A 13,209-nucleotide genomic window follows, 5' to 3' on the forward strand; every position below is an offset into this window, starting at 1 on the left:
CGCCGACGGAAAGGACGATCAGTGAGCGAGCAAGACAAGGGGACGTCCGCAGTGGTGCGCAAGCGCGACCGCGGCGAGATCATCGGGCAAGGGGGTATGTGGCTCGCAAAATGGTCGTTGGTGTTGGCGTCGATTTCGCTGGGCGCCTGGATTTTCGGCTGGCTGATCGAAAAGCTCTGGGTCATCATCCTGCCGGTGGCTCTGGCTATCGTTGTTGCGACAGTCATGTGGCCGCCGACCCGCGGCATGATCAAGCGCGGTATGCCACCGGCCGCGGCAGCCGGCATCACCCTGGTGCTCTCGATCGGAATCCTGGCCGGTGTGATCGCCGGCATCGTTCCGTCAGTGGTCAGCCAGGCCCCCGAGCTCGCGAACAAGACCACCGAGGGCATCAACCAGGTTCAGGACTGGCTCCAGGGTCCGCCGCTGAACCTGAAGGACGACCAGATCGACAACGCCGTCCATGCCGTCATCACCAAGGTGCAGGAAAGTGGAACCGCCATCGCTTCAGGCGTTTTCAGCGGGGTGAGCACAGCGAGCTCGTTGTTGGTCACGCTCGGTTTGGTCCTGATTCTCGCTTTCTTCTTCATCAAGGACGGACCGAGGTTCATCCCCTGGCTCCACGCTGTCGGCGGCGGCCGTGCCGGTCGGCATCTCGAAGAGGTCCTCACCCGCATGTGGGACACGCTCGGCGGATTCATCAGGACACAAGCACTGGTGAGTCTGATCGACGCGGTCTTCATCGGCGCCGGATTGCTGATACTCGGGGTCCCGCTGGCACCGGTGCTGGCAATTCTCACGTTCATCGGTGGCTTCATCCCGATCGTCGGTGCCTTTGTCGCCGGCGCCCTGGCCGTGTTGGTTGCGCTGGTGGCCAACGGTCTCACCACCGCCATCATCGTGTTGATCATCATCCTGGCCGTTCAGCAGATCGAAGGAAACGTCCTTCAGCCTGTGCTGCAGAGCAAGTCGATGAAACTCCACGCCGTCATCGTGCTGCTTGCCGTGGCCGCCGGTAGCTCGCTGTACGGCATCGTCGGCGCCTTCCTCGCAGTGCCCGTCGCCGCTGTGGCAGCAGTTGTCATCCGGTACATCGGCGAGCAGATCGACGAACGCGCAAGCGACAACGAGCCGATGCCCGCCGGCGATGCGTCGGACATCCTCGAGGATCAAGACGACGACGCCGAGTCAGAGGTAGAGAACAAAAAGGCCTGATCAGCCCGCGATCACCTTCACCGAGGAGCCTGCACGTCCGCGAATGACGTGCAGGCGACTCGGGATTCGCTGCCTCATCTCGTCCACGTGACTGACGATGCCCACCACTCGTCCACCGTCGCGAAGCTCGTCCAACACAGCCATCACCGAGTCGAGGGTGTCGGCGTCGAGAGTGCCGAATCCTTCGTCGATGAACATCGTGTCGAGAACGATTCCGCCGGACTCCGCCGCAACCACATCGGCAAGTCCGAGGGCCAAAGACAATGACGCCAAGAATGATTCACCGCCCGAGAGCGTCTTCGCCGAGCGAACGACACCCGTGAAGTCGTCCCGGATGTCGAGCCCCAGACCGCCGCGGCGACCCCGAGAACCTGCCTCGTCACTGTGCACGAACTCGTATCTGCCCCCGGACATCCGCTGCAGCCGAACCGATGCCGACACCGCGATCTCTTCCAACCGCGACGCGAGTACATAAGCCCTCAGCGACATCTTGCGACTGTTCTGCCCTTTACCGGCGATCACGTCGGCGAGGGCAGCGAGTTCGTCGTGCAGTTCCCGCTCAGGTGCAACCGCTTCGTATGCTTTCTCGAGTTGTCCGCTGAACCGTTCGAGATCCGACACACGGTTCTCGGCCAGGGAAGCAGCTGCAACAGCCGAGTTCACCACCTCGGCGCACTGAAGAGCACGCTCGCGAGGACCGTCGACGTCGACTGTCTCGACTTCGCTCACCGCAACGACCTCGGGGTCGTCGAGGACCGTCCGAGCGGCCACCTCGAGGTCGCGTGCTTTGGCGAGTTCCGTTTCGATCGCTGCGATTCGGGCCGGCGATCTCACCCCTTCGATCGCAGCCTCGACCGAATCGAATCCAGCAGCGGCCGCCGCAGCGGCCAGTTTGGTCGACAGTTCCGCCGATCGCGCCTGCGCACGAACGGCGTCGTCACGCATCTCAGACGCCGCCGAGGCAGCGGAGGCAAGCCTCTCGAACCGCGAGCGCTGAGCAGCGATGGTCGAATCTTCTCCCACCGCAGCGACGATCGCCGCTCGAATCTGCTCGACCGTGGCCGACAGAGTCGTCGTACGCTCGGTCAGTGCCGCCAATTCGGCCGTCAGAGAAGCGGATTCCTGTTGCAGCTCGCCGTCACGCTCGTTGAGATGCCCGAGCTTGTCGGCCAACCCTCCAACCTGACCGGCAGAGTGGGTCGCCTCGTCAACGGCGTTCCGAGCCGCGGCGCGGAGCCTGTCGAGTTCTGCGACGTCGCCGTCCCCGCCGCGGGCGATCACCCGGTCGATGTCACGGTCGACGGTTACCTGGCGGTCGACTACCTTGCTCAGGGCTTTCTCGGCCGCACGCTCGGCTGCGGACGCGACTTCCAGATCGGGCTCGGTGACCGTCACGACATCAGACTGCGCCGGCGCAGGGTGTTCACGCGAACCACACACCTGGCATGGGTCACCGGGCGCGAGTGAACTCGCCAACTCCGCAGCCATGCCCTCGATACGCTTCTGCACGAGGTCGAGCCAGCGCCCGCGAGCACTCTGATGGGCGTCGCGCGCATCCAACACCTGCACACGAATCTTCTCGGCTTGCGCACGCAGAGAGACGAATTCATGAGCCGCTGTCGCAGCATCCGATGCTTTGGCCAGTGCAGCTTCGAGGCCGGGCAGAGCCGCGTGCGCGCGTTGCGCATCCTCCAGTCGTTGGCCGGCCGAGCGCACCATTTCTGGCAGTTGAGTGCGTTCAACCGCGATGGCATCGATGCGCTCGGACAGAGCGTCTCGCCGAACTCCGAGTTTCTCGATCTCGGCTTCTGCCGCATCGGCTCTGCGAGCATCCTCCGCCATTGCGTCCAGGCGAACGATCTCGTCACGCCAGGTCCGGATCCGAGCTACGACGCGTTGACGCTCGTCGTCGGTGGGTGGCCACACCTCCGGCACGAAAATCTCCGGACCGCCCGTTGCGGAGTAGGTCGACATCGCTGCGGTCATCGATTCGAGTGCGGCAGCGAGGTGCAAGCCGGCAGCGTCCACATCGCCGGCGACAGCGGCCACCGGCAGTGCGCGCTTGGCGGTCTCGAGTTCAGCGCCGATCACAGCTCTTTGGGCGGCGCCCGTATTGAATGCTGCGAGTTCAGCGGTCGCACGATTACGACGAGCGACCAGATCTGCGGTTCGCTGCGCCGCCGACAGAACCCGATTAGCCTCGGCTGCTGCATCTTTCGCGGTCACCAGCTCCGCAAGACTTGTATCGCGGGTGTCCTGAGCCTCGGCGAGGAGTTTGCGCGACCATTCCAGTGGGTGTGCCTCGGCGCCTACCTCGAGTCCCGCAGCTGTCTCGACCTTCGCGAGCAGCAGCCGCACGGATTGCTCCCTGGCCGCGAGCGCGGTCGCACTTGCCTTTCGCTTGGCGTCGAACCATGCCTCGACGGAGACAAAACGCTTGGTGTCGAACAGACGCTCGAGCAGTTTGCCTCGCTCGTCACTCTCGGCACGCAGGAATTTGGCGAACTCACCCTGCGGCAAGAGCACCACCTGGAAGAACTGATCAGCGCTCATGCCCATGAGGCGGTTGATCTCGTCACCGATGTCAGGGATGCGCGAAAGATTCTCGCCGCGGCCGTCCAACCACGTCAGTGTGGCCTTTGCATTCTCGGTGATCGAACCGGTGCCACGCTTCTTCGGGCGCGAATACTCTGGACTACGAACAAGTTTGATTCTGCGACCACTGATGGTCGCTTCGAGTTCCACGCGCGGCACCGAACCGGCGGGCGCGTGATCGGACAGTAGCCGTTTGCCCTCGTTGCGCGTACCCGGCACCCGCCCGTACAGGGCAAACGCAACCGCGTCGAGGATCGTGGTCTTGCCTGCCCCGGTGTCACCGTGCAGAAGGAACAGCCCGTCTGCACCCAAACGGTCGAAGTCGACTTCGACCGTGTCGGCGAAGGGCCCGAAAGAGCTGACTTCGAGTTTGTGCAGCCTCACGCGGTTTCACTCAGTTCTACCGTGGACTCCTCGGCGCGCGCGGCAGCGCTGAGCGCTTCGGCCATCAACGTGACCTCACGCTCGGACGGGTCACTACGCACTGCCGAGACAAAGCCGCGGGCGATCTCCATGTCGGATCGACCCCGTACCGCGTCACGGTACTTGAGATCCGATTGCCCTTCCGGCCTTTGCCATTCGAGATGAACGGCAAAGGGAAAACGCGCCTGAAGTTGCCTCATGGCATCGACGGGACGAACCGGATCAGTGAGCAATGCGGAGAGGTAGCACTGCTCGGAACCGGTGTACTTCGACTCACCGAGTAGTTCCTCGAGAGTTCCCGTCACCTGGCTCAGCCCCCGAATGACCGGGAGATCCAGGCGCTGCACCGACGACAGGCCGGCTGCGTCGAGTTCTATCAGCAGCGCCGCCTTACGGTGGCTGCGCTCACCGAACGAATACGGCAACGGTGAACCTGAGTACCGCACACTCTCCGAGAGCATCTGCGGAGAATGCAGGTGTCCGAGGGCGACATAGTCGACGCCGTCGAATTCGCCCACTGCGACGGTCTCCAGTCCGCCGACCGAGATGGAGCGTTCCGATTCAGAGGCCTCACCGCCCACGACGAAGGCATGGGCGAGCAATACCGATCGAGTCGCGGGGTCGGCAGCCGTTCGTTCGGCGAGATCTCGCCGAACACGCGACATGGCCGCTCCGAGGATGTCGGAATGAGTACGAGCCCGGGGCACGTCCAACTCCACGCGCGTGATCTCCGGCTCGAGGTACGGAATCCCGTAAAAGGCGACAGGACCGAACTGATCGCTCAGCATCACCGGAGTACCGATCTGGCCGACGCGAGTGATCAAGTGCAAGCCGCCGGCAGCGGCAAAGGATGCCCCGGCTCCGAGCCGCACCGCGGAATCGTGATTGCCGGACGTCGCGACGATGACCGCCCCCGCCGCCCGGATTGCCTCGAAGCCTCGATTGCACACGGTGACCGCGTCGGAACTGGGAATCGAGCGGTCGTAGATGTCACCGGGCACGACCACGACGTCGACGCCGTGTTCGCGGACGGAATCTGCGATGGAACCGAGCACACTCGCCTGATCGGCCAACAGATCGACGCCGTGAAAGGTGCGACCTATATGCCAATCGGAGGTGTGCAGAATCTTCATGAATCCGACGGTAGAGCAGCCCACCGACACCGCCGATCTCCCACGCTGACGGCTTCGTCGGTGTGCCCCAACCCACGAGCGTCCGGTGACCCTGCACACAATCCGTCCGGTTCGTTTGGCGAAGAACCCGAAACCATCGCGCCATCGCGTCAATAAATGCGCCAGCCACGACCCGCACAAACTCGGCCGACAACGCAAGAACCGCTAATGTCGTTATGTGTCTGCAACCCAACGTGCTCGCTCCGGGGTACCGCTGGACAAGCGATCGCTCATCGTGACCGTCCCCGGCCTGCCCTGGTGGGGAGTGATCCTGCTTGCTGCCGGTGTGACCGCCGTCGGCGTACTGATCGATGCCACCGGAGGCGGCGGAGAGCTCACCGCGGTGTTCTCGACGTTCTACTTCCTGGGCTGTCTCTTCGCTGTGGTTGCCGCTTCGAACAAGGCCCTCTTCACCGCGATGGCCCAACCGCCGTTGCTGCTCTTCGCTGCGGTGCCGATCGGGCACACGCTCATCGGCAAGGACAACAGCACCGCGCTGCGCGATATCGCGATCAACATCGCGTATCCGTTGGTCAACCGCTTTCCGATCATGTTGGCCGCAACCGTGGTCGTGCTGATCATCGGTGGCTTCCGATACTTCCTGCTCAATCAGCGCCCCACCGGACCCGCGCGCTCGACCCGCTCCCGCCGCTCGGCGGCCACCACTCGTGACTCCTCTGCAGCTGCCACGCGAGAACAACCCGCACCCGAGACCGGGCGTCGACGCAGAGTCTCGGACGCGCCCGTCCCCGGGCCCCCGCGTCGCCGCGCCCCCGAGGTGGACGAGCAGCCCGCCTACCGAAGCACCCCCAGGCGCGAGCCGATCCAGGACGAGCGTCCGCTGCCGCCTCGGAGAAGCCCTCAGCCACCCAGGGTCGATCGCACGCACCAACCGCCTACGCGTCGCCCCCAGCCCGACAGTCGGCCCGTGGCAGACGACGACTACCCGTCGTACGGTCGCCGCCGGGCGCCCGAGCCCACTCCGTCGCCCAGACGTGAGGAGCGGATGGAGCCCTTCTTCGCTTCGGGTGACGACGTATCGCCGCCGCTGCCCCCTCGCCGCCGCCCACCCGGAGTCGATCTTCCCGCGTATCCGCCGCCGCGAGTTCGGTACCGCGATCGCGAAGAGCCCTGAACAGACGCGCCCGGTAGCACAAAAATGCGGGGCACCTTCCAGATGGAAGGTGCCCCGCATTTTCTTGTTTCAGGACGTGCGCGCTGCTCGCAATTCACGGGGAAGGGCGAACACCAGAGTCTCGTTGGCAGTGGTGACGGGTTGAACGTCGTTGTATCCGTGCTCGGCAAGAAGTTCGATCACGCCGCGCACGAGCACCTCGGGTACCGATGCGCCTGACGTGATGCCGACTGTCTGGACACCCTCGAGCCACGCGAGATCGACCTCACGGGCGTAGTCGACCAGGTACGACGCGGCAGCGCCCGCCCCGAGCGCGACCTCGACCAGGCGAACCGAGTTGGACGAGTTCCGCGAACCCACCACGATCACGAGATCGCACTCGGGAGCCATCGCCTTGACCGCGACCTGACGGTTCTGCGTGGCGTAGCAGATGTCGTCGGACGGCGGGTCCTGCAGATTGGGGAAGCGCTCACGCAGGCGCGCGACGGTCTGCATCGTCTCGTCGACGCTCAGTGTGGTCTGGGAAAGCCAGATGACCTTCGACTCGTCACGAACCGTGACCGCGTCGACCGAATCCGGGCCGTCGACGATGGTGACGTGATCGGGAGCCTCACCTGCGGTGCCCTCGACCTCCTCGTGGCCTTCGTGGCCGATGAGCAGAATGTCGTAATCGTCGCGGGCGAATCGCTTTGCTTCCTGGTGCACCTTCGTGACCAGGGGGCACGTTGCGTCGATCGTGCGCAGGTTCCGCTCGGCAGCCGAGTCGTGGACGGCCGGCGACACACCGTGCGCCGAGAACACGAGCAACGATCCCTCGGGAACCTCGTCGGTTTCGTCGACGAAGATCACGCCTTGATCTTCGAGCGTCTCGACGACGTGGCGATTGTGGACGATCTCCTTACGCACGTAGATGGGTGCGCCGTGCTTCTCGAGGGCCTTCTCGACGGTCTCGACCGCGCGGTCGACGCCGGCGCAGTAGCCGCGAGGCTCGGCGAGGAGCACGCGCTTGGCGCTGCCCTTGCGGGTGGACGGCGAATCAGCCGAGTGCGCGATACCGAGATTGAGAGGAACAGCCGAAGACATGTGACCAGCCTACTGGCACCTCGAACGTGAGACACTCCGGCAAACGTGAACACCTCGGTTTCGGGCTCCGATCGAAGGTTCCGAAGTAAACGAGTACGGCCGTCACAGGCAAGTCGGCTACCGATTGTCGGAGCTTTGCGGCAAGCTGTGGGAATGATCCGACCACCGTTCGTGGCGCGCGTTGCCGCGGGACTCGCCGTCACCGCGATGGAAGAGGCAAAGAAGTTGCCCACCACCGCCGTCGCCCTGCCGATGACCGCCGTGAGCCAGATGCTGCAGACAAGCATGCGCGTGCAGCAGTCGATCACCTCGTTGGCCATCAAGGGCGATCAGGCATTTGCACTGATCAACTGGTCTTCCGAGGACGAACAGCCCGAGTGGGCGGTCTTCGACGAAGACGTCGACGCGCCTGCTGACCCGACGTCTTCCACCGGATCGACCACCGCTGACACCCCGACCAACGCCGGTCGCTTCGCGCTCTACTCGCTCGAGCCGACTGCCCCCATCGAGGAACCCGCACCCGTCGCCGAGTCCGAATCCACGGCAGCTACGACGGACGGACCTGCCGAAGAGCCCGAGATCGTCACCGAACTCGACTACCCCAACCTCACACTCGCACAGCTCCGTGCGCGCATCCGGACGCTCAGCATCGACGAGCTGACCGCAGTCCTGGACTACGAGAATGCGACGCTCGCCCGGGCACCGTTCCAGACCATGCTCACCAACCGCATCACCACAGCCAAGGCAAAGTGACTTCCGCAACGCCCCCCGCTTCATCGCAGCGATCGTCCGGCGCCAGCAGCGCTGAGCAGCCGTGGCCGGTCCGCACGGTTTCCGCCAAGGTCGCCGGCTGGATCGATCGGCTCGGCAGCATCTGGGTCGAAGGCCAGATCACCCAGATCAATGCACGCCCCGGCACCCGAACGGCCTTTCTCGTCCTGCGTGATCCGTCGGCAGACATGTCGCTGTCGATCACGTGCTCACCGCAGTTGTTGCACAACTCCCCGGTGCCGTTGACCGAGGGCTCGCGTGTCGTGATGTTCGGCAAGCTCTCGTTCTACACCGGACGCGGAACGGTGTCGTTGCGTGTCACCGAGATTCGCGCCGTGGGTATCGGTGAGCTGCTTGCCCGCATCGAGAGACTGCGCGCCTTGCTCGCCGCCGAGGGCTTGTTCGATCCGCGGCTCAAACGGCCGCTTCCGTTTCTGCCCGGCACGATCGGCCTGATCACGGGCCGAGCCAGTGCGGCCGAGAAGGATGTCGTCTCAGTCGCCCATCGTCGTTGGCCAGCAGTTGCCATCGCAGTGCGTAACACCGCGGTTCAGGGCCCGACTGCTGTTCCCCAGATCATCGAAGCGCTGAAGGAACTCGACGCCAACCCGGTAGTCGACGTCATCATCCTCGCTCGCGGCGGCGGTAGCGTCGAGGATCTCCTGCCGTTCTCCGACGAAGCGCTGTGCCGCGCCATCGTGGCCTGCACGACGCCGATCGTCAGTGCCATCGGACACGAGCCGGACAGCCCGCTCAGTGACCACGTCGCCGACCTGCGCGCAGCCACACCCACGGACGCGGCCAAGCGCGTCGTACCCGACGCGGTTGCGGAAGCTGCCCTGGTTGCGGATCTGCGTGACCGCAGCGCTGCGGCACTGCGCAGCTGGGTCAAGCGTGAGTCTCATCTGATCGAACAGTTGCGCACTCGACCGGTCATGGCATCGCCGCTGCTCGCGGTGGACCGTCGCGCCGAGGAGGTCGAAAGGCTCCAAGCCGCCGGGCGACGCGATGTGACTCGGTTGATCGACTCCGAGTCCCGAACGATCGAGCATCTGCGCGCCCGGCTCACCACGCTGGGCCCCGCCGCGACGCTGGCCCGCGGGTACGCAGTCGTGCAACGTGTTGTCGCCGATGGCGATCCGGAGGTTCTGCGCTCGGTCGAGGACGCGCCACCCGGTACCCAGATTCGAGTTCGACTTGCAGACGGCGCCGTTCGCGCCGCAGTGATGGGAAGAGAAAAATGAGCAACGCCACCGACACCGACATCAACGAACTCGGCTACGAAGCAGCCCGGGACGAACTGGTGAGCGTCGTGAAGATTCTCGAACAGGGCGGTCTGGACCTCGACGCGTCACTCTCACTGTGGGAGCGAGGCGAAGCGTTGGCCAAGCGCTGTGAAGAGCACTTGGCCGGCGCGAGGGCCCGCGTCGAAAAGGCTCTGGCCGAAGCGGACGAGTAGCGTCCGCTCCGACCGCAAATCCTATGGCGTGATCGGCTGCGCTGCGCCGACCTTCTCGGCAAGTATCCGGAACTCTTCCGGCGTCGCCGCGCCCGTGAGCAACAGGCGAACATCCCCGACGTCCGTGACCCAGATCGACTCGACACCTTCGCCGCCGAAGACGTTCCACGTATCGGCACCGACGGTCTCGACTCCGGTCGCGAATCGCTGTCCACCGGCAACATGTGACACCAACGGGAATTCCTCGGCGTTGCTCTGTGTCAGCTGGATGTAGCGACCACTGGTCGTGATGAATCCCACAGTGCTCGAATCTCCGCCGCCGTCGCCGGAGATGATCTTGCGACTGCCGGAGTTCGGAGTCCACCCGTCCGGAACACCGGGATTACGGATGGGAAATCCGAGTTCCTTCGCGTCGTAGTTCAGAGCTGCGTCCACGTCGACGCTCGGGATAGGCCCCTGTGTCGGGCCGCCAGGACTGAACGTGCACTGGCTGGCGATGCCCGCAATGATGATGCAGAACAGCACCAACGGTACGAGAGACCAGACCATGTCTTTGTTGTCTTCGAGAATGCGGGGTTTCTTCGATGCCACACCCCCAGTATCCAGGTACTGCGCAGTAGATACGATTCCCGGTCCCCCTCGAGCGAGACAAAACGTCTCTGCGGCGACCCGACAGCGCACGTAGCCGCTCCCATCTGGGACAATGACGCCTGAAGAAACCACTGCGTCGACACACCCCGTCGACCGCGACCGCGCCAGGAGGCACCGCACATGACGGCCAGCAGCACTCATCGTGAGACCCCGGACCGTAACCTCGCACTCGAATTGGTCCGAGTCACCGAAGCCGGTGCTATGGCTGCCGGCCGCTGGGTAGGCCGCGGCGACAAGGAAGGCGGCGACGGAGCAGCCGTCGACGCCATGCGTCAGCTCGTCTCGTCAGTCTCGATGCGCGGCATCGTCGTCATCGGTGAAGGCGAGAAGGACGAAGCGCCGATGCTGTTCAACGGCGAAGAGGTCGGAAACGGCGACGGCCCCGACTGTGACTTCGCCGTCGACCCGGTCGACGGCACCACCTTGATGTCCAAGGGCATGCCCAACGCGATCTCTGTTCTGGCTGTTGCCGAGCGCGGCGCGATGTTCGATCCGTCGGCCGTGTTCTACATGGAGAAGATCGCTGTCGGGCCGGATGCCGCAGATGTCATCGACATCAGCGCACCGATCGCCGAGAACATCAAGCGCGTGGCCAAGGTCAAGAAGGCGTCGGTCTCCGACATCACGATCTGCATCCTGGACCGCCCGCGTCACAACCAGCTGATCCAGGACGTTCGCGACACCGGCGCTCGTATCCGTCTGATCTCCGACGGTGACGTTGCCGGCGCGATCGCCGCAGCGCGTCCGGAGTCCGGCACCGACATGCTCGTGGGCATCGGCGGAACGCCAGAGGGCATCATCGCCGCAGCAGCCATGCGCTGCATGGGTGGATCGTTGCAGGGCAAGCTGGCCCCCACCGACGACGAAGAGCGTCAGAAGGCCATCGACGCCGGTCACGATCTCGATCGGATCCTGTCCACCGAAGATCTCGTCTCGGGCGAGAACGTCTTCTTCTGCGCCACCGGCGTCACCGACGGTGACCTCCTGCGCGGCGTCCGCTACTACGGCGGCGGCGCCAGCACGCAGTCCATCGTGATGCGTAGCAAGTCCGGCACCGTTCGCATGATCGACGCGTACCACCGTCTCGAGAAGCTGCGCGAGTACAGCTCCGTCGACTTCGACGGCGAAGAGGGCGCGGTTCCCCCGACGTTCTGATGGGCTCCGCCCCGTGAGTGGTTAGGGAGTCCCTGCATTCCTCAACCGCTCACGGGGGACGTAGTCCCCTACCCGCTCTCGAAAAGTGGCAATGTGGAGCCATGACGGAGAGCAACGATCAACAGTTCCGAATCGAACACGACACCATGGGCGAAGTTCGGGTGCCCATCGACGCACTGTGGCGAGCACAGACCCAGCGTGCAGTCGAGAACTTCCCGATCAGCGGGCGCCCGCTCGAGCGCACCCAGATCCGCGCAATGGGCTTGCTGAAAGCAGCGTGTGCGCAGGTCAACAAGGACCTCGGACTCCTCGACGCGGACAAGGCCGACGCAATCATCGCCGCCGCGAACGAGATCGCCGAAGGCAAGCACGACGATCAGTTCCCCATCGACGTCTTCCAGACCGGCTCGGGAACCAGTTCGAACATGAACGCCAACGAGGTCATCGCATCCATCGCGAAGGCCGCCGGTGTGGACGTACATCCCAATGATCACGTCAACATGTCGCAGTCCTCCAACGACACCTTCCCCACCGCCACGCATGTCGCAGCTACCGAAGCAGCGGTCACCGATCTTGTTCCGGCACTGGAACATCTGCATGCTGCGCTTGCCACGAAGGCGACCGAGTGGAAGACCGTCGTCAAATCCGGGCGCACCCATCTGATGGACGCTGTGCCGGTCACGCTCGGTCAGGAGTTCGGCGGCTACGCACGTCAGATCGAGGCCGGCATCGAGCGCGTCAACGCAACACTCCCCCGCCTCGGCGAGCTGCCGATCGGCGGAACAGCAGTCGGCACCGGTCTCAATGCTCCGGATGGATTCGGCCCCAAAGTTGTTGCCGAACTGGTCAAGTCGACCGGTGTCGACGCGCTGACTCCGGCGAAGAACAGCTTCGAAGCGCAGGCCGCGCGTGACGGACTGGTCGAGGCATCGGGCGCGCTGCGGACCATCGCCGTCTCACTGACGAAGATTGCCAACGACATTCGGTGGATGGGATCGGGTCCGCTGACCGGACTCGGCGAGATCGCACTCCCCGATCTGCAGCCGGGAAGCTCCATCATGCCCGGAAAGGTGAACCCGGTCCTGCCCGAGGCAACCACTCAGGTTGCGGCTCAGGTGATCGGAAACGACGCCGCCATCGCGTGGGGTGGCGCCGCCGGAGCTTTCGAACTCAACGTCTACATCCCGGTCATGGCCCGCAACCTGCTGGAGTCGTTCACCTTGCTGGCCAACGTCTCTCGACTGCTCGCCGACAAGTGCGTCAGCGGACTGGTCGCGCACGAGGAGCACCTCAAGACACTCGCCGAATCGTCGCCGTCGATCGTGACGCCCCTCAACTCGGCAATCGGTTACGAGGAAGCCGCAGCCGTCGCGAAGCAGGCGCTCAAAGAGAAGAAGACGATCCGTCAGGTCGTCATCGAGCGCGGACTCGTCCCGGACAAGCTGAGCGAGGAAGAACTCGACAAGCGTCTCGACGTTCTGGCGATGGCGAAGGTCAAGGACTGAACAAACAAAAGAGTGGCGGTTTCCACTTCGGAAACCGCCACCCTT

At 64.3% G+C, this 13,209-nt stretch carries 11 protein-coding genes; 7 read left to right on the plus strand and 4 right to left on the minus strand.

Features of this window, described 5'->3' with window-relative positions:
* Positions 1-21 precede the first annotated feature (21 nt).
* The gene (locus RHP72_RS20430; RefSeq protein ID WP_065455435.1) at positions 22-1,215 is read left to right on the plus strand and encodes an AI-2E family transporter; all 1,194 of its coding nucleotides are present in this window, start codon (positions 22-24) and stop codon (positions 1,213-1,215) included.
* Here RHP72_RS20430 and RHP72_RS20435 read toward each other — a convergent pair whose 3' ends face one another.
* Both RHP72_RS20435 and RHP72_RS20440 read right to left on the minus strand, forming a co-directional pair.
* Positions 1,216-4,194 carry an SMC family ATPase gene (locus tag RHP72_RS20435; RefSeq protein ID WP_311093754.1) on the minus strand — a complete coding sequence of 993 codons (2,979 nt, stop codon included), beginning with the start codon at positions 4,192-4,194 and terminating at the stop codon, positions 1,216-1,218.
* On the minus strand, positions 4,191-5,366 hold the full coding sequence (locus tag RHP72_RS20440; RefSeq protein WP_311093755.1) for an exonuclease SbcCD subunit D: 1,176 nt from the start codon (positions 5,364-5,366) through the stop codon (positions 4,191-4,193). The genes RHP72_RS20435 and RHP72_RS20440 overlap by 4 nt, the downstream gene beginning before the upstream one ends.
* A 217-nt stretch (positions 5,367-5,583) precedes the next feature.
* Here RHP72_RS20440 and RHP72_RS20445 point away from each other — a divergent pair, with 217 nt between their 5' ends.
* Positions 5,584-6,540: a DUF6542 domain-containing protein gene (locus tag RHP72_RS20445; protein ID WP_042448843.1), complete on the plus strand. Its 957-nt coding sequence runs from the start codon at positions 5,584-5,586 to the stop codon at positions 6,538-6,540.
* 69 nt (positions 6,541-6,609) lie between these two features.
* Here RHP72_RS20445 and RHP72_RS20450 read toward each other — a convergent pair whose 3' ends face one another.
* A complete protein-coding gene (locus tag RHP72_RS20450; protein WP_003945273.1) occupies positions 6,610-7,623 on the minus strand; it encodes a 4-hydroxy-3-methylbut-2-enyl diphosphate reductase in 1,014 nt (337 codons plus the stop codon).
* A gap of 153 nt (positions 7,624-7,776) precedes the next feature.
* Here RHP72_RS20450 and RHP72_RS20455 point away from each other — a divergent pair, with 153 nt between their 5' ends.
* The 3 genes from RHP72_RS20455 to RHP72_RS20465 are packed head-to-tail and all read left to right on the plus strand — an operon-like array spanning position 7,777 to position 9,853.
* Positions 7,777-8,376, plus strand: a complete 600-nt coding sequence (locus RHP72_RS20455; RefSeq protein WP_134932325.1) for a lipid droplet-associated protein — start codon at positions 7,777-7,779, stop codon at positions 8,374-8,376.
* A complete protein-coding gene (gene xseA / locus RHP72_RS20460) occupies positions 8,373-9,638 on the plus strand; it encodes an exodeoxyribonuclease VII large subunit (RefSeq protein ID WP_003945258.1) in 1,266 nt (421 codons plus the stop codon). The genes RHP72_RS20455 and xseA overlap by 4 nt, the downstream gene beginning before the upstream one ends.
* Positions 9,635-9,853: an exodeoxyribonuclease VII small subunit gene (locus RHP72_RS20465; RefSeq protein WP_003945276.1), complete on the plus strand. Its 219-nt coding sequence runs from the start codon at positions 9,635-9,637 to the stop codon at positions 9,851-9,853. Before xseA ends, RHP72_RS20465 begins: the two co-directional genes overlap by 4 nt.
* 21 nt (positions 9,854-9,874) lie before the next feature.
* On the opposite strand, the gene RHP72_RS20470 is transcribed toward RHP72_RS20465, so the two are convergent.
* Positions 9,875-10,444, minus strand: a complete 570-nt coding sequence (locus tag RHP72_RS20470; protein ID WP_003945206.1) for a DUF4245 domain-containing protein — start codon at positions 10,442-10,444, stop codon at positions 9,875-9,877.
* Between the two features lie 180 nt (positions 10,445-10,624).
* Between RHP72_RS20470 and glpX the strand changes: the two genes are divergently transcribed.
* Both glpX and RHP72_RS20480 read left to right on the plus strand, forming a co-directional pair.
* Positions 10,625-11,659 (plus strand): class II fructose-bisphosphatase, encoded by a 1,035-nt coding sequence (gene glpX / locus RHP72_RS20475; protein ID WP_003945202.1) that lies wholly within the window; start codon positions 10,625-10,627, stop codon positions 11,657-11,659.
* Between the two features lie 101 nt (positions 11,660-11,760).
* Positions 11,761-13,164 carry a class II fumarate hydratase gene (locus RHP72_RS20480; protein ID WP_058037241.1) on the plus strand — a complete coding sequence of 468 codons (1,404 nt, stop codon included), beginning with the start codon at positions 11,761-11,763 and terminating at the stop codon, positions 13,162-13,164.
* The last annotated feature ends 45 nt before the right edge of the window (positions 13,165-13,209 follow it).

It is taken from the genome of Rhodococcus sp. SG20037, from assembly GCF_031763325.1.
Lineage (GTDB): Bacteria > Actinomycetota > Actinomycetes > Mycobacteriales > Mycobacteriaceae > Rhodococcus_F > Rhodococcus_F qingshengii.

What these genes read in the sequence shown, in the direction of transcription:
- RHP72_RS20450 (WP_003945273.1), bottom strand. Translation starts at nt 7,623, where the DNA reads ATGTCTTCGGCTGTTCCTCTCAATCTCGGTATCGCGCACTCGGCTGAT.
- RHP72_RS20455 (WP_134932325.1), top strand. Translation starts at nt 7,777, where the DNA reads ATGATCCGACCACCGTTCGTGGCGCGCGTTGCCGCGGGACTCGCCGTC.
- RHP72_RS20465 (WP_003945276.1), top strand. Translation starts at nt 9,635, where the DNA reads ATGAGCAACGCCACCGACACCGACATCAACGAACTCGGCTACGAAGCA.
- RHP72_RS20480 (WP_058037241.1), top strand. Translation starts at nt 11,761, where the DNA reads ATGACGGAGAGCAACGATCAACAGTTCCGAATCGAACACGACACCATG.
- RHP72_RS20440 (WP_311093755.1), bottom strand. Translation starts at nt 5,366, where the DNA reads ATGAAGATTCTGCACACCTCCGATTGGCATATAGGTCGCACCTTTCAC.
- glpX (WP_003945202.1), top strand. Translation starts at nt 10,625, where the DNA reads ATGACGGCCAGCAGCACTCATCGTGAGACCCCGGACCGTAACCTCGCA.